Origin of the sequence: Streptomyces aurantiaciflavus, from assembly GCF_049808595.1 — a bacterium.
GTDB lineage: Bacteria > Actinomycetota > Actinomycetes > Streptomycetales > Streptomycetaceae > Streptomyces.
Map to the genome: position 1 here is coordinate 39140 of NZ_JBNCAQ010000011.1, position 22170 is coordinate 61309.

Annotated in this window: 18 protein-coding genes; 3 read left to right on the plus strand and 15 right to left on the minus strand. The window is 72.2% G+C overall.

Translation table 11 applies throughout. The features are described 5' to 3' along the window. Nucleotides 1-108 precede the first annotated feature (108 nt). The 6 genes from ACPT94_RS14955 to bldG form a co-directional block, all read right to left on the minus strand. Nucleotides 109-2598: a serine/threonine-protein kinase gene (locus tag ACPT94_RS14955; protein ID WP_425246026.1), complete on the minus strand. Its 2490-nt coding sequence runs from the start codon at nucleotides 2596-2598 to the stop codon at nucleotides 109-111. A 189-nt stretch (nucleotides 2599-2787) separates the two neighbouring features. After that, entirely contained in the window at nucleotides 2788-4305 is a 1518-nt protein-coding gene (locus tag ACPT94_RS14960) for a DUF7059 domain-containing protein (RefSeq protein ID WP_425246027.1), read from the minus strand. A 90-nt stretch (nucleotides 4306-4395) separates the two neighbouring features. Then, nucleotides 4396-4998 carry a small secreted protein gene (locus tag ACPT94_RS14965; RefSeq protein WP_360335041.1) on the minus strand — a complete coding sequence of 201 codons (603 nt, stop codon included), beginning with the start codon at nucleotides 4996-4998 and terminating at the stop codon, nucleotides 4396-4398. 193 nt (nucleotides 4999-5191) lie between these two features. Continuing rightward, nucleotides 5192-7597 (minus strand): sodium-translocating pyrophosphatase, encoded by a 2406-nt coding sequence (locus ACPT94_RS14970; protein ID WP_360335039.1) that lies wholly within the window; start codon nucleotides 7595-7597, stop codon nucleotides 5192-5194. 317 nt (nucleotides 7598-7914) lie between these two features. Further along, on the minus strand, nucleotides 7915-8349 hold the full coding sequence (locus ACPT94_RS14975; RefSeq protein WP_360335037.1) for an ATP-binding protein: 435 nt from the start codon (nucleotides 8347-8349) through the stop codon (nucleotides 7915-7917). Nucleotides 8350-8466: 117 nt separating this feature from the next. Further along, nucleotides 8467-8808, minus strand: a complete 342-nt coding sequence (gene bldG / locus ACPT94_RS14980) for an anti-sigma factor antagonist BldG (protein WP_009189842.1) — start codon at nucleotides 8806-8808, stop codon at nucleotides 8467-8469. Nucleotides 8809-8889: 81 nt separating this feature from the next. On the opposite strand from bldG, the gene ACPT94_RS14985 reads away from it, so the two are divergent. Beyond that, nucleotides 8890-11355, plus strand: a complete 2466-nt coding sequence (locus tag ACPT94_RS14985) for a DEAD/DEAH box helicase (RefSeq protein WP_425246028.1) — start codon at nucleotides 8890-8892, stop codon at nucleotides 11353-11355. 49 nt (nucleotides 11356-11404) lie between these two features. Here ACPT94_RS14985 and ACPT94_RS14990 read toward each other — a convergent pair whose 3' ends face one another. The 7 genes from ACPT94_RS14990 to ssd all read right to left on the minus strand — a co-directional run bounded on the left by ACPT94_RS14990 (nucleotide 11405) and on the right by ssd (nucleotide 17058). Further along, nucleotides 11405-11908 carry an Rv3654c family TadE-like protein gene (locus ACPT94_RS14990; protein ID WP_425246029.1) on the minus strand — a complete coding sequence of 168 codons (504 nt, stop codon included), beginning with the start codon at nucleotides 11906-11908 and terminating at the stop codon, nucleotides 11405-11407. Next, nucleotides 11905-12231 (minus strand): TadE family type IV pilus minor pilin, encoded by a 327-nt coding sequence (locus tag ACPT94_RS14995; protein ID WP_360335031.1) that lies wholly within the window; start codon nucleotides 12229-12231, stop codon nucleotides 11905-11907. Before ACPT94_RS14995 ends, ACPT94_RS14990 begins: the two co-directional genes overlap by 4 nt. 34 nt (nucleotides 12232-12265) lie before the next feature. Further along, on the minus strand, nucleotides 12266-12475 hold the full coding sequence (locus tag ACPT94_RS15000) for a DUF4244 domain-containing protein (protein WP_360335029.1): 210 nt from the start codon (nucleotides 12473-12475) through the stop codon (nucleotides 12266-12268). A gap of 390 nt (nucleotides 12476-12865) precedes the next feature. After that, on the minus strand, nucleotides 12866-13651 hold the full coding sequence (locus ACPT94_RS15005; RefSeq protein ID WP_360335027.1) for a type II secretion system F family protein: 786 nt from the start codon (nucleotides 13649-13651) through the stop codon (nucleotides 12866-12868). Between the two features lie 242 nt (nucleotides 13652-13893). Beyond that, on the minus strand, nucleotides 13894-14760 hold the full coding sequence (locus ACPT94_RS15010; protein WP_360335025.1) for a type II secretion system F family protein: 867 nt from the start codon (nucleotides 14758-14760) through the stop codon (nucleotides 13894-13896). Next, nucleotides 14744-15943, minus strand: a complete 1200-nt coding sequence (locus ACPT94_RS15015; RefSeq protein ID WP_360335222.1) for a TadA family conjugal transfer-associated ATPase — start codon at nucleotides 15941-15943, stop codon at nucleotides 14744-14746. The genes ACPT94_RS15010 and ACPT94_RS15015 overlap by 17 nt, the downstream gene beginning before the upstream one ends. Nucleotides 15944-15948: 5 nt before the next feature. Then, nucleotides 15949-17058, minus strand: coding sequence for a septum site-determining protein Ssd (ssd, locus tag ACPT94_RS15020; protein ID WP_360335023.1), 1110 nt, complete (start codon nucleotides 17056-17058; stop codon nucleotides 15949-15951). A 572-nt stretch (nucleotides 17059-17630) separates the two neighbouring features. Between ssd and ACPT94_RS15025 the strand changes: the two genes are divergently transcribed. Continuing rightward, nucleotides 17631-18464, plus strand: coding sequence for an HAD family hydrolase (locus tag ACPT94_RS15025; protein WP_360335021.1), 834 nt, complete (start codon nucleotides 17631-17633; stop codon nucleotides 18462-18464). A gap of 430 nt (nucleotides 18465-18894) precedes the next feature. Here the strand turns inward: ACPT94_RS15025 and ACPT94_RS15030 are convergent, their stop codons facing one another. Beyond that, nucleotides 18895-19719, minus strand: coding sequence for a Fic family protein (locus ACPT94_RS15030; protein WP_360335019.1), 825 nt, complete (start codon nucleotides 19717-19719; stop codon nucleotides 18895-18897). A gap of 100 nt (nucleotides 19720-19819) precedes the next feature. Here ACPT94_RS15030 and ACPT94_RS15035 point away from each other — a divergent pair, with 100 nt between their 5' ends. After that, a complete protein-coding gene (locus ACPT94_RS15035; protein ID WP_360335017.1) occupies nucleotides 19820-20800 on the plus strand; it encodes an ATP-binding protein in 981 nt (326 codons plus the stop codon). A gap of 30 nt (nucleotides 20801-20830) precedes the next feature. Here ACPT94_RS15035 and ACPT94_RS15040 read toward each other — a convergent pair whose 3' ends face one another. Next, nucleotides 20831-22102: a polysaccharide deacetylase family protein gene (locus tag ACPT94_RS15040; RefSeq protein ID WP_360335015.1), complete on the minus strand. Its 1272-nt coding sequence runs from the start codon at nucleotides 22100-22102 to the stop codon at nucleotides 20831-20833. Nucleotides 22103-22170 lie beyond the last annotated feature (68 nt).

Here is a 22170-nt window from a genome sequence, read left to right on the forward strand (position 1 = left end):
GGGAGACTGACACGCGTGGGCGGCGTCCGGGCGAACCCTGGGTGAACGCCGGGTCGACGGTCGGGAGCGTCGGCCCGCCGGAGGCGACCGGCGGCGACGCGACGGGCCTCACACCGAACCGGGCGCGGGTATCTTTCCCGTCGTCTTCCCGTTGTCGGCCCTGCTCACCGTGCACACGATCTTGGTGAATCCGGCCTTCCAGTCGTCCTCGTCGGTGATCCAGCCGACCACGACGCGCTCGGAACCGGGCGCCCAGACCGACTCGAATTTGTTGCCGCAGAGCTTGCTCGCGTTGTTGATGCCGTTCTTGTAGCTCATTTTGTCGGGTGCTTGAACGGTTCCGATCACCTGGTCCGTGTGCGGTGTGGCGCAATCCGTGAGGGGCGCCTTGTAGCCGTCGTCGAGCTCCTCGTAGATCCAGCAGTCGCCGACGCTCATCTGCCCGACCCACAGGTCGGTGCCCGCGTCCCGGAAGCGGCCCACCTCGCCGCCGATCGCGGCATGGCGGCCGAGTACGAGACACGCCGTACCGCTGTTGGCCGCGCCGAAACCCTCCCGCGTCGGTACGACGGCGTAGCCGCCGGCGTCCGGCAGAGCGGCGACGACCGCCCCGCTCTGCGCGGCACACCGCTGGGCTCCCCTCGCCCGGGCGTCGGCGTGGTCGGTGGCCGTGTCGACCGCCACGACCTGGCCGTCCGGCCAGTCCTCCGCGCAGTCCACCAGCCCCAGATTGGGCACCGACCGGAACGGCGTCCCCGACCAGACCGCCTTCACGCAGTCCCCCGTCTCCAGCGGCTCGGTCAGCCCGACGGCCTCGCCGTAGGGGTACACGGGCCCGGTCGGCGACGGCGTCACGCTGGGCGAGGACGACGTGTTCGGCGAGACGGTGTCGTCCTTGCCGCCCCTGACCAGCGACACAGCCGCCCATGCACCACCGGCGACGACGAGGACGGCGGCCACGACGAGCGCGATGACGGCGAGCCGCTTCCCGGAGGGCGGCAGCGGTGGACCGCCGACGGCACCGGTCCCGTGGAAAGGCGGGGTGGGGCCGCCGCCGTAGGGAGCCCCGCTCTCGCCGTACGGACCTCCGGCGTACGGCTTCGGACCGCCTCCGTACGGCCCCGTGCCGCTCGCGTACGGCGTCCCGCTGCCGCCGCTCGTCGCGTAGGGAGCGCCCGGCATCTGGCCGGGCGGGCCCGCGGACGGGGTCTGCGCGGGAGAGCCGCCCGGCGCCTGCGCGTAGGGGTTGCCCGGTGCGAACGGACGCTGCGCCGTCGGCGCCTGCCAGGGCGCGTACGGCGTCGCGCCCGGCGTGTCCGGGGCGGCGGGCGCCGACGGTGTGCCCGGGGTCGCGGGCGTACCGGCCGGTGTGTGGGGGGTCGGAGGGGTGTGCGGCGCCGGAGGCACGCCCGGCGTGTGCGCGGCGCCCGGCGCTCCCGCACCGGCGGGAGTGTGGGCGCCGTACCCGGGAGGGGCGCCCTGCCCCGGAGCAGTGCCGTGGCCGGGCGGCGCCCCGGTCCCGGGAGACGTGCTCTGTCCCGGCGTCACCCCGCCCCCCGGTGACGCGCCGTTCCCCGCGGGACTCCCAGGCGATGGGCCCACCGCCGCTCCGACTGCGGCCCCCGCGACCGCACCGCCGTACCCCTGGGGCGGCGGTCCGAAGGCGCCCGCGGGTGTGCCGGGAGCGCCCGCCCCTGGCGTGACCCACTCCGGCGGACCGGCGCCCTCCCCCGACCTCGCCGCCCGCTCCAGGCCCCGGGCCACCGCCTCCGGCGACAACCTGCGCACCGGGTCCTTGACCAGCAACCCCTGGAGCACCGGCGCCAGTTCTCCGGCCCGGACCGGCGGGGTGGGGTCCTCGCCGAGGAGGGCCGTCAGGGTCGCGTAGTCACCGTGCCGGTCGAAGGGGCCGCGGCCCTCGACGGCGGCGTACAGCGTGACGCCGAGGGAGAACAGGTCGGCGGCCGGGGTGGGCGGCTCGCCGCGGGCCCGCTCGGGGGCGAGGTAGCCGGGTGTGCCGAGGATGCCGGCGGTCGCGGTGAGCCGGGGCTCGCGGGACTCGGGCTGGAGCGCGATGCCGTAGTCGGTGAGCAGCACGCGCGCGTAGGCGTCGCCCGAAGCGTCCGGCGAGAGAAGGATGTTGGCGGGTTTCACATCCCGGTGGAGGATGCCGATGCGGTGCCCGGCGGTGAGGGCGTCGAGGACGGCGAGTCCGATGCGGGCTGCCTGGACGGGCGGCAGTGGCCCGGAGCGCCGGACGACCGCCTGGAGGTCGACCGCGTCCGGGACGTACTCCATGACGATCCAGGGCAGCCCCTCGTGCACCACCACGTCGTGCACCGTGGCCACATGCGGATGGCCGCGCAGGCGGGCCGCGTGCCGGGCCTCGCTGCGGGCCCGCGCGACGCGCTGCTCCTGCTCGGTCGCGTCCCTGGGCACGTCCGGCAGCGCGATCTCCTTCAGCGCGACCTGACAGGCCAGCTCCTCGTCGTAAGCGAGCCAGACGCGGCCCATGCCGCCCGCGCCCAGTGTCCGCAACAGCCGGTAGCGGCCGTTGATGACCCTGCCCTCGCCCTGGTCCGGCGTCTCCCCCGCCATCGCGCCTCCCCCCGAGACAGCGCGCGTCTCCCCCGAGAACGCGCGGAGTTCGTCCCTTGAAAGGTAGCTTCGCACGCCCCACTGACAGGAGCCCTTTTGGGAATCAATCCCGCCAATCCCACCAGATCGGTCACATGGGGATCAGTGGTGCGGGCGCGCCCCGCCGACGACAGGCGCCGCGCGCCTCTCTCAGGCGGGTTCCAGGAACCCCTGCTCCACCAGCAGCCGGATCTGCGCGGGTGTGCGGTCGCGCAGCAACACCGGGTCCTCGCCGACGAGTTGCGCGATGGCGTCGAGGATGCGGCCCGCGCTCAGCGAGCCGTCGCACACGCCCGCGAAGCCCGCGCCGACCGTGTCCACCTTGGTGGCCCGGCGCATGCCGCGGTGCTGGCGCAGCACGACGTGCTCCGGGTCCTCGGCGCCCGGCAGCCCGACCTGCTCCTGCACGACCTCCGCGGCGAGCCTGAAGTGCCCCGTGAGCAGGGCCGCGTCGTCGTGCTCCCGGAGGTAGTCGACGCGGTCGAAGTGCGCCCGGACCGTGTCGCCGAGGGGCTGCTCGACCGGGTGCGGCCACTCCTCGACGGTGATGGTGGGCTCGGCGGACGCCGTCCTGCGCAGTGTGATCCAGCCGAAGCCGACGGCCCTCACCTTGCGCGCCTCGAACTCGTCCAGCCACGCGTCGTACCGCGCCTGGTACTCCCGCGGGTCGCCGCGGTGGTCACCGGCGTCCCTGAGCCACAGCTCGGCGTACTGCGTGATGTCCTGCACCTCGCGCTGCACGATCCACGCGTCACAGCCGCGCGGCACCCACGACCTGAGCCTGTCCTGCCAGTCCTCCCCCTCCACGTGCTGCCAGTTGGCGAGGAACTGCGCGATCCCGCCCACGTTCAGCCGTTCCCCCGCCTGCTGAACGAGCGACCGGCACAGATCGTCCCCGCTCATCCCGCCGTCGCGGTACGTCAGCCGCGCGCCCGGCGAGATCACGAACGGCGGGTTGGACACGATCAGGTCGAAGGTCTCGTCGTCCCGGACCGGCTCGAACAGCGAGCCCTCGCGCAGATCGGCCGCCGGCGCGCCGGACAGCGCGAGCGTGAGCGCGGTGATGTGCAGCGCGCGCGGGTTGAGGTCGGTCGCCGTCACACGCGTGGCGTGCTGGGCGGCGTGCAGTGCCTGGATGCCGGAGCCGGTGCCGAGATCGAGGGCGGAGTCGACGGGCGCGCGGACGGTGATCCCGGCGAGGGTCGTCGACGCCCCGCCGACGCCGAGGACGACACTCTCGTCCCGGCTGCCGATGCCGCCGGCCCCGCCGACGGCGCAGCCCAGGTCGGACACGATGAACCAGTCCTCGCCGGCCGGCCCGCCGTACGGCCGTACGTCCACGGTGGCGGCGACGTCCTCCTCACCGACGCGCTTCAGCCAGCCGCTCTCCACGCACGCGTGGACGGGCAGAACGCCCTCCACGCGTGCGTGCGGCACCGGCTGCTGGAGCAGGAAGAGGCGGACGAGCATCTCCAGCGGCGTGTCCCCGCGGGTCGCGCGCAGCGCGGGCACGACCTCGCTGCGGGCCAGGGCCGCGTACGCGGGGGCGCCGAGCAGTTCGAGCAGTCCGTCGGCGGTGAAGGAGGCCGCGAGCAGGGCCTCGCGCAGCCGGACGGCGACGTCGGGGCGGTCGGCGGAGGGCAGGGGGGACAAGGTGGCGTTACTCACGCCCCTATTGTGTCCCGCGCGCGTGCCGCACAGCCCGCCCCGCGCGCGTGTGCCGTACGGCTCCCCCGTCGGCCCGCGCGGCCGCCGGCGTCAGCTGGTCGTCGCCCGGGCCGAGGCCGAGGCCGCCACCTTCTTGCAGCTGTCCTGCTTCGCCATGGCCTCCTTGACGTCGCCCTGCTCGAGGTTCTTCAGCGCGGTGTTGCCGCTCTTGCTGAGGTTGCCCAGCTCGGTGGCGATGTCCTGCAGACCGTCGGCGAACTTGGCCTGGTCCTTGGTGTCGAGCGCGTCGACCTTCTTCTTCAGGTCGGCGTAGGAGGTGGAGAGGCCGTTGAGGGCGGTGACGGCGTCCTGCTGCTTCTTCTCGCCCTCCTCGACGCCGGGCGGCGTCCCCGCCTTCTGGACGGCCTGTGCGAGCGCCTTGTAGGCGTCGGACATGTCCTGGAAGGCCTGGGAGTCGGTCTTCTGGACGTTCGCCGGGGCGTTGTTGTCCGTGGCGGCCTTCTTGATCGCGGCGTTGGCCGCGTCGACCTTCGCGTCCTGGGCGGGCAGCGCGTCACAGACCTGCTTGGCCCAGGCGTCCAGTTCCTTGTTGCCGTCGTCGTCGCCACTGCATCCCGACAGCGCCAGTACCAGTACCGCACCGCCGGACAGCGCGGCCGCGAGCTTCTTGTTCACCGGATTGGTCCCTTCCATGGCTCTCGGCCCCGGAACATACACGCCAACCGGGCGACAACCCCAGGACGAATGTCCGCTCTGTGTACTGATAAATCCATTTGCACCAAGAGAGAGAAGGCTCACGAGCCGGGCGCCCACACAGCGAGACGGGCGGACGGCGCATCAACACGCGCCGTCCGCCCGCCCCTTGAGCTGCGCAACACCGCAGGAGCTACGAAACCACCGCCGGATCGGCCGACTTGGTCGACCGGTCGGCGTTGTCTTCGTCACCCACGGCGATGCCGCGCCGCTTGGACACGTACACCGCGCCGACGATCACGACGAGCGCGAGGACCGCGATCGCGATCCGCACGCCCAGGTTCTCGTCGTCGCCGTAACTGAACTTGATCACCGCGGGCGCGATGAGCAGCGCCACGAGGTTCATGACCTTCAGCAGGGGGTTGATCGCGGGTCCGGCGGTGTCCTTGAACGGGTCGCCGACGGTGTCGCCGATCACGGTGGCCGCGTGGGCCTCGCTGCCCTTGCCGCCGTGGTTCCCGTCCTCGACGAGCTTCTTGGCGTTGTCCCAGGCGCCACCGCTGTTGGCGAGGAAGACCGCCATCAGCGTGCCCGCCCCGATCGCGCCCGCCAGATACGCGCCGAGCGCGCCGACGCCGAGCGTGAACCCGACGAAGATCGGCGCCATCACCGCGAGCAGACCGGGCGTGGCGAGCTCCCGCAGGGCGTCTCGGGTGCAGATGTCGACGACCTTGCCGTACTCCGGCTTCTCGCTGTAGTCCATGATCCCGGGGTGCTCGCGGAACTGCCGCCGCACCTCGAACACCACGGAACCGGCCGACCGCGACACCGCGTTGATCGCCAGCCCCGAGAAGAGGAAGACGACCGCCGCGCCCGCGATGAGGCCGACCAGGTTGTTGGGCTGCGAGATGTCCATCATCAGGCTCATCGGCGCCCCGTCCCCGCTGAGCTTCGCACCGACGTCCTGCGCGCCGGTCGTGATCGCGTCACGGTACGACCCGAAGAGCGCCGACGCCGCGAGGACGGCGGTGGCGATGGCGATGCCCTTGGTGATGGCCTTGGTGGTGTTGCCGACCGCGTCGAGGTTGGTGAGCACCTGCGCGCCCGCGCCCTCGACGTCGCCGGACATCTCGGCGATGCCCTGCGCGTTGTCGGAGACCGGCCCGAAGGTGTCCATCGCGACGATCACACCGACCGTGGTGAGCAGGCCGGTGCCGGCGAGCGCCACGGCGAACAGCGCCAGCATGATCGACGTACCGCCGAGCAGGAACGCCCCGTAGACGCCGAGGCCGATCAACAGGGCGGTGTAGACGGCCGATTCCAGGCCGACGGAGACGCCGGCGAGGACGACCGTGGCCGGGCCGGTCAGCGACGTCTTGCCGATGTCCCTGACCGGGCGGCGGTTGGTCTCGGTGAAGTAGCCGGTCAGCTGCTGGATCACGGCGGCCAGGAGGATGCCGATCGCCACCGCGACGAGGGCGAGGATCCGTGGGTCGCCGTCCTTGCCCTGGATCGCCGTGTCGGCGACGTTGTCGAGGTCCGCGTACTTCCCCGGCAGGTAGACGAAGACGGCCACGGCTACCAGCGCGAGGGACACCACCGCCGAGATGAAGAAACCTCGGTTGATGGCGGACATACCACTGCGGTCGGCACGGCGTGGGGCGACCGCGAAGATGCCGATCATCGCCGTGATCACGCCGATCGCGGGGACGAGCAGCGGGAAGGCGAGCCCGGCGTCGCCGAAGGCCGCCTTGCCGAGGATCAGCGCGGCGACCAGGGTCACGGCGTACGACTCGAAGAGGTCGGCCGCCATGCCCGCGCAGTCGCCGACGTTGTCGCCCACGTTGTCGGCGATGGTCGCGGCATTGCGCGGATCGTCCTCCGGAATGCCCTGTTCGACCTTGCCGACCAGGTCGGCGCCGACGTCGGCGGCCTTGGTGAAGATGCCGCCGCCGACCCTCATGAACATCGCGATGAGCGCCGCGCCGAGACCGAAGCCCTCCAGGACCTTCGGCGCGTCGGCCGCGTACACCAGCACCACGCAGGAGGCGCCGAGCAGACCGAGTCCCACCGTGAACATGCCGACGACACCGCCCGTACGGAATGCGATCTTCATCGCTTTGTGCGAGACGGTGGTGAGATCCTTTTCCGGTTCACCTTCCGCCGGAGTCGCTTCCCGAGCCGCCGCGGCAACGCGCACATTGCTGCGCACGGCGAGCCACATGCCGATATAACCGGTGGCCGCCGAGAACGCCGCACCGATCAAGAAGAAGACCGATCGTCCGGCGCGTTGATTCCAGTCGTCCGCGGGCAGCAGCATGAGCAGGAAGAACACGACGACGGCGAATACGCCGAGTGTGCGCAGCTGACGGGCCAGATAGGCGTTGGCGCCTTCCTGGACCGCCGCCGCGATCTTCTTCATGCTGTCGGTGCCCTCGCCGGCCGCGAGCACCTGGCGCAGAAGTACGCCCGCGACCACGAGCGCAGCCAGTGCGACGACCCCGATGACCACCACGAGGAGGCGGTTGCCGTCGGTCAGCACTGCGGCTGCGAAGGTTGTGGGGTGGTCCAACCGATGAGGGGTAGAAAGCCCCGCCATTCGTCCTCCTTGACGCTTGGGCTGAGCTCAAGATGTGGACGGATTGTAGGTACCGGAACCTGATCAAAACAGTGCGCGGTAAATGCAATTCACCTTCGCGCGCCAGCGGGTGATCAAGTGGGGACGGTAATGCCTTCAAGGCATTGTCATTCGTGAACTGCTTCACGAAATTCACCGCAAGATTCACTTCTTCAAGATTCACTTGCTGGCACCACTGTAAGCGCGCGAAGCGACCTCCGCACATGCCGAAGGGCCCCACGAGTGGGGCCCTTCGGGTGTGCATGTCGCCGGGCCGCCGGATACGGCCCGCCGGATCGTCAGGTCAGCGGCGTCGCCGCAGGTGTGGTCGGCCAGGTCATGCGGATCAGTCCGCCGTGCTCCCCGGCGCTGACCTCCACGTCGTCGACGAGACCGCTGATGACCGCGAGGCCCATCTCGTCCTCCTCGGCCTCCGCGTCGGCGTCCGCACCGGAGCCGGGCACCAGGTCGCCGGGGACCGTGTGCGGAGCCTCGTCGCCCACCTCGATGGAGAACTGTTTCTCCTCCTCGATGAGCGACACCTTCACCGGAGCGGCGATACCGCCGTTCTGGTGCAGTCCGACAGCGCGGGAGCAGGCCTCGCCGACAGCGAGCCTGACCTCGTCGAGGACGGCCTCGTCCACTCCGGCCCTGCGCGCCACCGCTGCCGCCACCAGTCGGGCGGTCCTGACGTGTTCGGGCAGCGCGCTGAAGCGGAGTTCAACGATGGCCATGCATCCCCCTCGGAACTACGGGCGTGCTGTCGGGGGGCCGGGCTGCCGAAAGCCCGGTCCCCCGGTGTACAACTGTGCCGAGCCGGGCGCGCTCCTTCACGCGCCCTGGTTCGGTGGTCAGTCGGTGGCCGCCACCGCTTCGTCGACCGAGGTGTGGATCGGGAACACCTTGGTGAGACCGGTGATGCGGAAGATCTTGAGAATGCGCTCCTGGTTGCACACCAGGCGCAGCGAGCCCTCATGGGCACGCACTCGCTTCAGGCCGCCGACCAGCACGCCGAGCCCGGTGGAGTCGAGGAAGTCCACGCCCTCCATGTCGACGACGAGGTGGAAATTCCCGTCGTTCACCAGCTCGACCAGCTGCTCGCGCAGCTTGGGCGCGGTATATACGTCGATTTCGCCACCGACCTCGACGACCGTACGATCGCCGACGGTACGGGTCGACAGGGACAGGTCCACGGATCCTCCAGCACCTTGCTATCGAGCGGTCGCCCCTCGGGACACCTCGGCAGGAGCCCCCGGGACGGTTCGCCAGCCGCGATGGCATTCAATCACTTACCGGCAGGCGTGCACGACGCCTTGGCTCCATTGTCCGTCACGCCAGTGACACACTCGGTGCCGATGGCCAAGAATCACCGATCCGATCGACCCCCGGCACAGCCCGCGCCCCGCCTGTCGCCAGGCGCGCTCCTGGACCGGCTCGCCCCGGGAGAGAACCGTGCCTCGCGCATCACTCATACGGAGCACTTGCCCCCGCGTGCGGGCCGCCATGCCGTCTGGCCCGACCGGATCCGCAGCGAGGTCGTCGCGGCCGTGCAGGCCTGCGGCATCGAGCACCCCTGGGCCCACCAGGCGCGCGCCGCCGAGCACGCCCTGGACGGCGAGTCGGTGGTCGTCGCGACGGGCACGGCGTCCGGCAAGTCCCTGGCGTACCTCGTGCCGGTGCTCTCCACGCTCCTCGACGGCTCCCAAGCGCCGAACGGCCGCGGCGCCACCGCGCTCTACCTCGCGCCCACCAAGGCCCTCGCGGCGGACCAGCGCCGATCCGTGAAAAAACTTTCACAACCGCTGGGCACGGCGATACGCCCGGCCGTGTACGACGGCGACACCCCGTTCGAGGAACGCGAGTGGATCCGCCAGTACGCCAACTACGTCCTGACCAACCCGGACATGCTGCACCGCGGCATCCTCCCGTCCCACCCGCGCTGGTCCTCCTTCCTGAAGTCGCTGAAGTACGTCGTCATCGACGAGTGCCACACCTACCGCGGCGTCTTCGGCTCCCACGTCGCCCAGGTGCTGCGCCGTCTACGCCGCCTGTGCGCCCGCTACGGCGCCTCCCCGGTCTTCCTGCTGGCCTCCGCGACGGCGGCCGAGCCCGCGGTGGCCGCCGGCCGCCTCACCGGCCTCCCGGTGGTCGAGGTCGCCGACGACGCGTCCCCGCGCGGTGAACTGGTGTTCGCCCTCTGGGAGCCCCCGCTCACCGAGATGCAGGGCGAGAAGGGCGCCCCCGTCCGCCGCACCGCCACCGCCGAGACCGCGGACCTGCTCACCGACCTCGCCGTCCAGGGCGTGCGCACCGTCGCCTTCGTCCGCTCCCGGCGCGGCGCCGAGCTGATCTCGGTGATCGCCCAGGAGCGCCTCGCCGAGGTCGACCGCTCCCTCGCCCGGCGTGTCGCGGCCTACCGCGGCGGCTACCTCCCCGAGGAGCGCCGCGCCCTGGAGCAGGCCCTGCACTCCGGCGAACTCCTCGGCCTCGCCGCCACGACCGCCCTCGAACTCGGCATCGACGTGTCGGGCCTGGACGCCGTCCTGATCGCCGGCTACCCGGGCACGCGCGCCTCCCTGTGGCAGCAGGCCGGCCGCGCGGGACGGTCCGGGCAGGGCGCTCTCGCCGTCCTGATCGCCCGCGACGACCCCTTGGACACCTTCCTCGTCCACCACCCGGAGGCCCTGTTCGACCGACCCGTGGAGTCGACGGTCCTCGACCCCGACAACCCCTACGTCCTCGCCCCGCACCTGTGCGCGGCAGCCGCCGAACTTCCCCTGACGGAGGAGGACGTGGAGCTGTTCGGCCCGGAGACCGAGGGACTGCTGCCGCAACTGGAGGCCGCGAAGCTGCTCCGCCGTCGGACGAAGGCCTGGCACTGGACGCGCCGGGAGAGGGCCGCCGACCTCACCGACATCCGCGGCGAGGGCGGCCGGCCGGTCCAGATCGTCGAAGAGGGGACGGGCCGCCTGCTCGGCACGGTCGACGAGGGCGCCGCCCACGCGACCGTCCACGAGGGCGCCGTCCACCTGCACCAGGGCCGCACGTACCTGGTGCGGTCGCTGGACCTGGACGACTCCGTCGCCCTGGTCGAGGAGGCCAGCCCGCCGTATTCGACGGTCGCCCGCGACACGACGTCGATCTCCGTCCTGGAGACGGACGTCGAAGTCCCCTGGGGCGACGGCCGCCTGTGCTACGGCTCCGTCGAGGTCACCAACCAAGTGGTCTCCTTCCTGCGTCGGCGTGTCATCACCGGTGAGGTCCTGGGCGAGTCGAAGCTCGACCTCCCTCCTCGTACCCTGCGCACCCGCGCCGTGTGGTGGACGGTCACCGAGGACCAGCTGGACGCCGCCCGGATCGCCCCGGAGATCCTCGGCGGCGCCCTGCACGCCGCCGAGCACGCGTCGATCGGCATGCTGCCCCTCTTCGCGACCTGCGACCGCTGGGACATCGGCGGCGTGTCGATCCCCCTGCACCCCGACACGCTCCTGCCGACGGTCTTCGTCTACGACGGCCATCCCGGCGGCGCGGGCTTCGCGGAGCGCGCCTTCCACACCGCCCGGGCCTGGCTGACCGCCACCCGCCAGGCCATCGCCTCCTGCGAGTGCGACGCCGGCTGCCCGTCCTGCATCCAGTCCCCCAAGTGCGGCAACGGCAACGACCCGCTGCACAAGAGGGGCGCGGTGCGGCTGCTCACGGAACTGCTGCGGGGTGCGCCGGACGAGAAGCCGGTGGAGTAGCGGGAGCGGAGGGGCTGGGAGAAGCGGAGAGACAGGAGCGGGAAGCACCTCAACCGGAAGGCGCTGGGGCAGACGCGGAAAGCGGTGGGGCGGATGCCGGTGACGGTGGCACGCCCGCAGGAGGAGCCGGGGGAAGCGGCTCCGGCGCCACCGGCCCCGCAGGCCCCGCCCGCGCCCTGACCTCCGCCGTGAACGGCCCCCGCCCGGACGCCGCCGTCACGTCCGAGATCTCCCCCACGACCGCGCACCGCACCAGCCGCGCCCCCTGCGCCCGGGCCACCCGCTCCGCCCTGGCACAGGCCGCCGTGGCACCGTCCGTCCAGTGATCCGCGGCCGCGAGCGCCGCGAGGTCCGCACCGCCGGCTGCGCGATGCCGGGCCAGAACGGCCTGCCCCAGGGCGAGCACGACACCGAACACCACGCACAGCACGGTGATCGCCCCCAGAGTCCAGACGGTGGTGGAGCCCCGGTCCGAGCCTCCCCGGCGGCTCGCGCCCCCGGCCCGGTCCCTCCCGGCCCGGTCCCTCCCTGGCCGGTCTGGACGCCTGCTCATGGCTCCACCCCCACATCCTCAGCCGCCGCCACGGCCTCCTCCCGCACCTCGAACGGCAGCCCTCGCAGCACCGGCGGCTTCGCCACGACCACCACCCGGACCTGGTCGCCCTCCCGGCTGACCGTCACCCGCGCCCCGCGCGGTGCCGTCGCCCGGGTCACCTCCGCCACGGCGCCGGCCGGGTCCTGCCGGGCCGCGGCCCGGGCGCCGGTCCTGGCGGCGTCGACGCACTGGATCTGAGCCGCCATGACGAGCAGCCCCCACACCAGCGCCATCGCGAACGCCACCAGCACCGGCAACACCACGGCCGACTCCGCCGTCACGAATCCCCGGTCCGCGCCTCGCGTCCACCGGCGCTCACGTCCGCACACTGAGCGCCCTCTTCACGATGCCCTGCAACTCCGCGGTGACCGTCCCGCTCGTCACCACCTTGTAGAGGATCACGGCGAACGCCACCGCCGCGACGATCCCCATCGCGTACTCGGACGTCACCATCCCCGCGTCCCTCCGCGCCGCACGCATCCTGCACACCAGGGCGCGCAGCCGCGCCCGCACCGCCTTGCTCATCTCAACCCCCGTGAGGTTCGACCGGTCGATTCCGCCGGACTTGTCAGCTCTTGCCAGTTCTGCCGGTTCTTGCTGTTTCGCTTGGATCGCTGGTTCTGCTCGTTCTGCTGGTGCTGCTGGTTCGGTTGCTTCGTTGCTTCTGTTGGTTCGCTTGCTTCTGTTGGTTTCTTGCTTCTGGTGGTTCGCTTGCTTCCGTTGGTTCGGTTGCTTCTGCCGGTCCTGCGGCTCTCCCGGCCCTGTCGGTCTCTGTTTCTGTCGGTCCTCCTGCTTCCCGTCAGCCCTGCTGCTTCTGCCGGCCTGACAGCCAGTCGGCCCGCTCCGTCTCGGCCCTGTCCGTCTCGCCACCCACTCGCCCGCGTGCGTTCGACGGCGGCCCCGCTCACCGCACCGTCATGGCCCACCCCCTCCCAGCGCCCCACCCGCCAGCCCGATCACGACCGGCGCGATACCCACCGCGATGAAGGCGGGCAGGAAGCACAGCCCCACCGGGGCGGTGACCATGACGGCCGCCCGCCGGGCCCGAGCCGTCCCCGCCCGCGCCCACTCGGCGCGGGCGTCGGCGGCGAGCCGGGCGACCGGACCGGCCGCCGGAAGCCCCGAGACGTCGGCCCGCTCCAGGAGCCGCGCCAGGGCGGCCGCCCCCGGCGCCTCGGCCAGCCTCCGCCAGGCGGCGCCCGGTTCGCCGCCCAGTCGCACCTCGGCGGCACCGCGGGCCAGCCCTTCCCCGACGGGACCGCCGAGGGCCTCGCCCACCGCCTGCGCCGCGATCACCGGTCCGGCGCCCGCCGCAATGCACGCGGCCAGCAGGTCGGCGCCGAGGGGGAGTTGCCGGGCCGCGACCCGTGCGTCGGCCTCGCTCAGTGCGTCGGCCGCCCGCTGCCGCCGACGCCACCGCCCCATCACCCCCGCGCCGACCAGCCCCAGGGCAAGACCGACGACGCCCCCGCCCACGACCCATCCGGCGGCGACCACGGCCACCTCGGGCAGCCACCGCCGCACCACCTCCCGCACGCCAGGCCGCACGGTGTCCGGCACCGCCGGCAGGGCCAGCAACCCGGCGAGCCGCTGCCGCGTCCTGCGCTGACGCCGCACTCCCTCCAGCCACCGCCCCAGCCACGCCAGGGCCAGCGCGATCCCCACAGCCACCCCCAGCCTGTGGACAACTTCCGCACTCATTCCGTCTCCGTTCTCCGCACCGAGCCGCGCACGGTCCGCTGGAACCGCTGGAACGGCTTGAACCGCTCGGACCGCTGGAACCGCTTGGACCACTTGGATCACGTGGACCACTTGGATCGCCGGACCGCTTGGACCACTTGGATCGCTTGGACCACTTGGATCGCTTGGGCACCGCTTGAACGGCCACCGGCCCACTCCCCGCCTCACATCGCCTCCGTCGCCACACCTGACGGCCCGCCGCCTCATACCTCCTCCGCACTCCGGACGATCCGTACCGCCCACCACATCCCGGCCCCCTCCAGCACCGCACCGACCAGCAGGCACCCCCACCCCGCTCCGGTGTGCAGCAGGACATGCAGCGGGTCGGCGCCGAGCGCGGTCCCGAGGGCCAGGCCCAGGACCGGCAGCCCGGCGAGCATCACCGCCGTCGAGCGGGCTCCCGCCAACTGGGCGCGCAGGTCGGCCCGCTGATCCCGCTCCGCCCGCAGTGCCCCTTCGAGCCGGTCGAGTCCGGCGGCCAGACCCGCGCCCTGGTCGACGGCCACCCGCCAGCACGCCGCGAGCCCGAGCAGTCCGTCGGCCCCCGGTTGCCGCGCCGCGGTCGCGAGCTCGCCGGGCACGTCCCCGCCGAACCGTGCCGCCGCCAGCACCGCCGCCTGCGCCGTCCCCAGCCCTCCGGAGTCGAAGGCGGCCCGCTGCAGCGCCTCACCGGGCTGCCGGCCCGCACGCACCTCCCCGGCGAGCGCCGCACACAGCGCGATCACGGCATCGCCCCGGCGCTCCGCGGCCCGCCGAGCCTCGCGGGCCCGCCGTACCCGGCGCAGGAGGGGCACTCCGGCCGCCCCCACGACGACCGGCAGCACCGAGGCGCCCAGGACCGCCAGGGCCAGCCCGACGACCGGCGCCCACCACTCGGGGCGCCACCGCCTGCGGATGCTGCGCAGCTCGACGGCCAGGTCCTGCCACGACGGGGGCCCCGTGCCGACCGCTCCGCCTCCGGCCAGCAGCTGGGCCCGCCGGGCCCCGGAGTACGGTCCGCCGAGCAACCAGATCGCCGCTCCCGCGCAGACCGCGGCCGCGGCCATCGGCGCCTCAGGCATCACGCTCATCTCCACCTCCGCTCCCCTCACTTCGCAGCAGCTCCCGCAGTCGCCGCCACCCGCGCTCGCGGGTGAACGCCGCCGCCTGCCACCGCAGCGCAGGCACCGTCCGCACCAGCCCGGACGGGTCCCGCTCCAGCACGTGCACCTCGGCGATCCGCCGCCGCCCGGCCGGGTCGCGCACGAGGTGCAGCACCACCGACAGGGCCGCCGCCAACTGGCTGTGCAGCGCCGCCCGGTCGAGCCCGGCCGCCGTGCCGAGCGCCTCCAGACGGGCCGGCACATCCGCGGCGGCGTTGGCGTGGACCGTCCCGCAGCCGCCCTCGTGGCCCGTGTTGAGCGCGGCCAGCAGATGGACGACCTCGGGGCCGCGCACCTCGCCCACGACCAGCCGGTCCGGCCGCATCCGCAGCGCCTGCCGGACCAGGTCCTCGAGCGTGACGAGGCCCGCTCCCTCCTGGTTGGCGGGTCTGGTCTCCAGCCGGACGACGTGCGGGTGATCGGGCCGCAGCTCCGCCGAGTCCTCCGCGAGCACGATCCGCTCCCCCGGCCCGACCAACCCCAGCAGGGCACTGAGCAGGGTCGTCTTGCCGCTGCCGGTTCCGCCGCTGACCAGGAAGGACAGCCTGGCTCGCAGCAGGGCCCGCAGCACCTGGTCCCCACCGGGCGGCACCGTGCCTGCGGCCACCAGCTCGTCGAGCGTGAACGCCCGCGGCCGTACCACCCGCAGCGACAGGCAGGTGCAGCCGACGGCGACCGGAGGCAGCACCGCATGCAGCCGCGTGCCGTCGGGCAGCCGCGCGTCGGCCCATGGCCGGGCGTCGTCCAGGCGCCGTCCGGCCACCGCGGCCAGACGCTGCGCCAGGCGTCGTACAGCGGCCGCGTCCGGGAAGGAGACCGTGGTCAGTTCCAGACCACCGCCGCGGTCGACCCAGACCCGGTCCGGGGCGGACACCAGCACGTCGGTCACCGAGGGGTCGGCGAGGAGCGGCTCCAGGGGCCCGCTGCCCACCAGCTCGGACCGCAGTTGCTCGGCCGCGCCGAGGACCTCCGCGTCCCCGAGTACGCGCCCCTGTTCCCGCAGTGCCTGTGCCACGCGCGCGGGCGTCGGCTCGGCACCGCTCTCCGCGAGCCACTGTCGTACGCCGTCGAGCAGCGCTCCCGTTCCCCTAGGGCGTTCGAGCCCGGGCATCGTGTTCACGCGCCACCCGCCTCGATCAGCGCCCGCTCCCAGAACTCCTTGCAGAAGCGGGCGAGGGGCCCGCGGGCGGCAGCGCCGGGTGGTGCCTTGCCGCCGTCCGGGCGCAGCAGGCCCGACTCGACGGGCACCTCGCCGGCCAGCGGCAGTCCGAGCAGCCGGGCCACCTCACGGTCGTCGAGACCGGGCGCGTACGGCCCGCGCACCGCCACCCGCAGATCGCGCAGGACCATGCCGATGGCGGAGGCCACCCGTCCGGCCGCCGCGACGGCGCGCAGTTCGGCGGGGACCACGAGGAGCCCGACGTCGATCTGGGCGAGCGCCTCGGCCACGCCGTCGTCGATGCGCCGGGGCAGGTCGACGATCACCGTCCCGCCCCGGCGCCGGGCCGCTGCCAGTACCGCGCGCACGGCCTGGGGCGGGATGGCAACGCAGTCGCCGCGGTCCCAGCTGAGCACCCGCAGTTGGTGCAGCTCGGGCAGAGACTCCTCCAGCGCGCCGCCACCGACCCGCCCGCGCGAGGCGGCGAACGCCGGCCAGCGCAGACCTTCCGCGGTCTCTCCGCCGAGGAGTACGTCGAGTCCGCCGCCCAGGGGATCGGAGTCCACGAGGAGGGTGCGCATCCCCTCACGCGCGGAGGTGACGGCGAGAGCGCACGCGAGCGTGGACGCTCCGGCCCCGCCGCGCCCGCCGACGACACCGACGGTGAGGGCGGGCCGGCCCACGCCCTCGGCGACGTCGGCGATGCGGTCGACGAGCCACTGCTCGCCGTCGGGCAGCATCAGGACGTGGTCGGCGCCGATCTCGACGGCCCTCCGCCACACCCCGGAGTCGTCCTGGTCGCGTCCGACGAGGACCACTCCGCGCCTGCGGGCGGCCCCGCGCGCTCGGCGCGCCGCGTCGTCGCCGACCAGGACGAGCGGCGCGGACTCCCAGCTGCCCCGCCGCGGCGGCACCGAGGGGTGCACCTCCGGTGTGGCGCCGGCCGCAGCGCACAGCCGCAGCAGGTCGTCGAGGAGTTCGGCGTCCTCGGTGACGATCAGCGGCCTGCCCTGCCGGCCTCCGGCGGGCGGCGGGTCGTGTGTGACGGCTCCGGTCACGGTTTCCATCCCCCTTCGCCGCGTGGCGCGCACCTCTGTGCGGCCCCGCGATTCCCCTGCGTGTGAAGAACCGGCGACCCGGTCTCCATATGAACGGCCGACGTAAACCGGCCCACGCGTGCGGCAAACGGAACCGGTCATGAACTCGGCCCGAGCGGACGCGTTGGAATCACGGTGCAGCGAACCCGGAAATCGTGTGGATCTTGGTGGATAACTGTGGACGGGCAGGCGGTTGTGAATATCGCTGTCACCCAAACCGGTGACCGCTGCACCATCTCCCGCTCGTCTCCCGCAGAGCAGCCCGGCGACTACGCAAGGTGACAGATCGGGGACATGTGAAAGAGGCGGCTCCAGCCGCTTCGACACGGCGGTGCAGCCGCACACAGAAGGAGAAAACCCACCCGGACATGCGACGACCCCCGCCGGGGGGGAGAGCGGGGGTCGTCTCCACGGCCGACTCGGGGGGGGGAGGAGCCGGACCGGGTTAGCACGGTCGCGAACGATCCGTGACTTCCATGGTGTACCCGAGAGCCCTCTCAGGCAAACCCACGCGCCCACCTTACGCCGAATGGGCTCCCCCTATGCTCTGGGTTGTGGAAAACCACTCCTTGCCCCGCACAGCGGCCTTCTTTGACCTGGACAAGACGGTCATTGCGAAGTCGAGCACGCTCACCTTCAGCAAGTCCTTCTACCAAGGTGGGCTGATCAACCGCAGGGCGGCCCTGCGCACCGCATACGCCCAGTTCGTCTTCCTCGTGGGCGGTATGGACCACGACCAGATGGAACGGACACGCGAGTACCTGTCCGCGCTCGTGCGCGGCTGGAACGTCCAGCAGGTGAAGGAGATCGTCGCCGAGACCCTGCACGACCTGATCGACCCGCTCATCTACGACGAGGCCGCCTCGCTGATCGAGGAGCACCACACCGCCGGCCGCGATGTCGTGATCGTGTCGACGTCGGGCGCCGAGGTGGTCGAGCCGATCGGCGAGCTGCTCGGCGCGGACCGTGTGGTGGCCACCCGCATGGTCGTGGGCGAGGACGGCTGCTTCACGGGCGAGGTGGAGTACTACGCGTACGGCCCGACCAAGGCGGAGGCGGTCAAGGAACTGGCGGAGTCCGAGGGGTACGACCTCTCGCGCTGCTACGCCTACAGCGACTCGGCGACGGATCTGCCGATGCTGGAGGCCGTGGGTCGCCCGCACGCGGTGAACCCGGACCGTGCGCTGCGCCGTGAGGCCCTCGCGCGCGGGTGGCCGATTCTCGACTTCCACCGGCCGGTGCGGCTCAAGCAGCGCCTTTCGTCGTTCTCCGTCCCGCCCCGCCCGGCACTCGTCGCCGCGGCCGCCATAGGGGCGGCGGCGGCCACGGCGGGCCTCGTCTGGTACGCCAGCCGGCGTCGGGCGGCGACCGCCTGAGCCGTGCCCGCATGACCTTCCCGCCCGGAATGCGACCCTCAACACCCGTTTGACGACCGTTTGAGGGAAAAAGTAAAGAACCGGTGCCCGGACTTCCGCTTGTCCTGGGCCTGGAGTACAAAGGACTTAACGGCCCGCGAGACCAAGGACATCCGAGAGGATCACCTTAATAACCGCATTTGGCCCCACGGACCGGTGCATGGACATTGGGCACCCACGCGACGTCGACCCGTCGATTACGGGCCAGCCGCACCAGGTGACGGGCAGAGATCCCGACCTGATGGGCGACATATCGAGGACGCTTGGTAACCCGGTGAGCATGCCAGCGGCGGTACGAATACTCGTACCGCCGCAACCCTGTCCGGCCCCTTCGGGGGCCTTTTTCATGCCTTCACGCACGCATGCCCGCTTCCACGCGCGCGTGGCCGCGTCAGGCCGCCCCGCGCTGCAGCGCCTCGCACACCGCTGTCGACTCACGGGCGCCCAGCTCGACCGCCCGGCCGCAGTGGGCGATCCAGGCCGCCATGCCGTCCGGGGTCCCGGAGACGTAGCCGTCCAGGGCGGCCAGGTAGGCCGCCCGCCCCAGTTCGGCGTGGCCCACCTCGGCCGGGCAGACCGACTTGGGGTCGAGTCCGCTGCCGATCAGGACGATGCGCTCGGCCGTGCGCGCGACCAGGCCGTTGTGGGAGGCGAAGGGACGCAGGGCGAGCAGTTCGCCGTGGACGACGGCCGCCGTCACCAGGGCGGGAGCGGAACTGCCCGCCACGATCAGCTCGGACAGCCCCTCCAGGCGGCCGGAGACCTCGTCCGCGCCCGGCAGCGGCAGCTCGATCAGCGGCTCGTCGACCGGCTCACCGGTCTGCCGGGGCCGCCCGACCTCGTCGCCCTTGCTCGCCGCGGCCACCAGGTGCAGTCGGGCCAGCACCCGCAGGGGGGACTGCCGCCAGATGGACAGCAGCTGGCCCGCCTCGGCGGTCAGCCGCAGAGCGGCGCCCACGACGCGTGCCTCGTCGTCGGCACTGAAGTCGCTGCGCCGGCGCACCTCCTCCAGGGCCCAGTCCGCGCCGGACAGCGCCGCCGAGCCACGGGCGCCGCGCAGGGCCGCCTCGGAGGTGATCGCGGTGCTGCGGCGTCGCATGATGCGGTGCCCGTAGACGCGGTCCACGGCCTTGCGCACGGTCTCCACGGACTCGGCCACGCCGGGCAGCGCGCCCAGGGCCGCGAGCGGATCGGCGGTAGCGCCTGTCGTACTCATGAGTACGACACTACGCAACCACAGCCCACACCCCTCGAAGGAGTGGTCTTCTTCACGCACCCCGCCACTGACAGGCATCACGACACTACGCTTCGTGAACATGAAAATTGCTTTCGTTGGCAAGGGCGGCAGCGGCAAGACCACCCTGTCCTCCCTGTTCATCCGGCATCTCGTGGCCGCGGGCGCGCCCGTGATCGCGATCGACGCGGACATCAACCAGCATCTGGGACCCGCGCTCGGTCTCGACGAGGCCGAGGCCGCCGCACTGCCCGCGATGGGTGACCGGCTGCCGCTGATCAAGGACTACCTGCGCGGCTCCAACCCCCGCATCACCTCGGCCGGGACGATGATCAAGACGACCCCGCCCGGCGAGGGTTCCCGGCTCCTGCGGGTGCGCGAGACCAACGCGGTCTACGACGCCTGCGCCCGGGCGGTGGAACTCGACGGCGGCGCCGTCCGTTTGATGGTCACGGGCCCCTTCACGGACGCCGACCTGGGGGTCGCCTGCTACCACTCCAAGACGGGAGCGGTGGAGCTGTGCCTGAACCACCTGGTGGACGGCCGTGACGAGTACGTCGTGGTCGACATGACGGCGGGCTCGGACTCCTTCGCCTCCGGCATGTTCACCCGCTTCGACGTCACGTTCCTCGTCGCCGAGCCGACCCGGAAGGGGGTCTCCGTCTACCGCCAGTACAAGGAGTACGCCCGCGACTTCGGCGTCGAGCTGAGGGTCGTCGGCAACAAGGTGCAGGGTCAGGACGACCTCGACTTCCTCCGCGCCGAGGTCGGGGACGACCTGCTCGTGACGGTCGGGCACTCGAACTGGGTGCGCGCCATGGAGAAGGGCCGGCCGCCCCGGTTCGACGCCTTGGAGGACACCAACCGCCATGCCCTGAACCAGCTGCGCACGGTCGTCGACTCGGCGTACGAGCGGCGTGACTGGGAGCGTTATACGCGCCAGATGGTGCACTTCCACCTGAAGAACGCCCAGTCGTGGGGCAACGAGCGCACCGGGGCCGACCTGGCCGCGCAGGTCGACCCCGGCTTCGTTCTCCGCGAGAGCGTCACCGCCTCCGTGTGACGACGGCTGCGCGGCCGACCGGCCCGGCGCCTACTGTCTGACCGCCGGCGCCCCCGGCACGCCCTTCGGGGCCGGCGCGGGGCGGGCGGCGAGGAAGGACGCCCAGCCCTGCTTCGGGGCCTCGCCGACGCCGAGAGTCCGCAGCTTGGCGAGGGTCTTGGGGTCCTGGGCGTCGAGCCAGTCGGCCAGCTGCCGGAACGAGACGCAGCGCACCTCCGTCCTGGTGCAGACGCGCTCCACGACCTCCTCGACAGCGCGCATGTACGTGCCGCCGTTCCAGGACTCGAAGTGGTTTCCGATGATCAGTGGCGCACGGTTGCCGTCGTAGGCCCGCTGGAAGCCCTTGAGCAGGCCGTCACGCATCTGGTTGCCCCAGAAGGCGTGCTTGGCGGGGTCGCCCTGGCTGTTGGTGCCGGACTGGTTGACCATGAAGTTGTAGTCCATGGTCAGCTGCTCGAAGGAGTGGCCGGGGAAGGGCACGAGCTGCATCGACAGGTCCCACAGGCCCTCCTTCCTGCCGGGCCAGAGCTGGTTGTTGACGCCGCTGGTGTCGTAGCGGAAGCCCAGTTCGCGGGCCGCCTTCAGGAAGTTGTTCCGGCCTTCGAGGCAGGGGGTGCGGGCGCCGATGAGTTCCTGGTCGTAGTCGAAGGGCAGCGGGGCCGCCTCCGTCCTGCCGGTGTTGGTCTTCCAGGTCTTCACGAACTGCTTGGCCTGGGCGATCTCGTCCTTCCACTCCTCGACCGACCACTCGCCGACGCCGCCGCCCTTGCCGCAGAAGTGGCCGTTGAAGTGGGTGCCGATCTCGTTGCCCTCCAGCCACGCCAGGCGCAGCTGCTGCACGGTGTCGGCGATGCCCTGCTCGTCGTTGAAGCCGATGTCGGAGCGGCCCGGCGAGTGCTGCGGCGGCTTGTAGAGGTCGCGCTTCTCCTCCGGCAGGAGATACACGCCGCTGAGGAAGTACGTCATCGTGGCGTTGTTGGCCTTGGACACCTTGCGGAAGTGGGAGAACAGCCGCTGGCTGTCCTCACCGGCGCCGTCCCAGGAGAAGACGACGAACTGGGGCGGCTTCTGGCCCGGCTTCAGGCGCTCGGGCCGGGGCAGGTGCGGCTGTGGCCCGGTGAAGGCGGTGGAGCCGTCCCCGATCAGACGGACCGCGCTCTTGGCGCCGGGCATCGCCTTCTGCGGACCCGGCGCCCCTTCGGGCCTGTGGGAAACACCGGTCCTCGACATGCAACCGGCGAGCGATGCGGCGACGGCCGCGGCGACCAAGGCGCCCGCGGCGATCCTCTGGTTGGCGGCCATCTCCCGCCCACCTCTTCCTTCTCTCGGGCCAACGCCGGCAAGGGCGTTCTCGGGTGGCATGCCGGGAC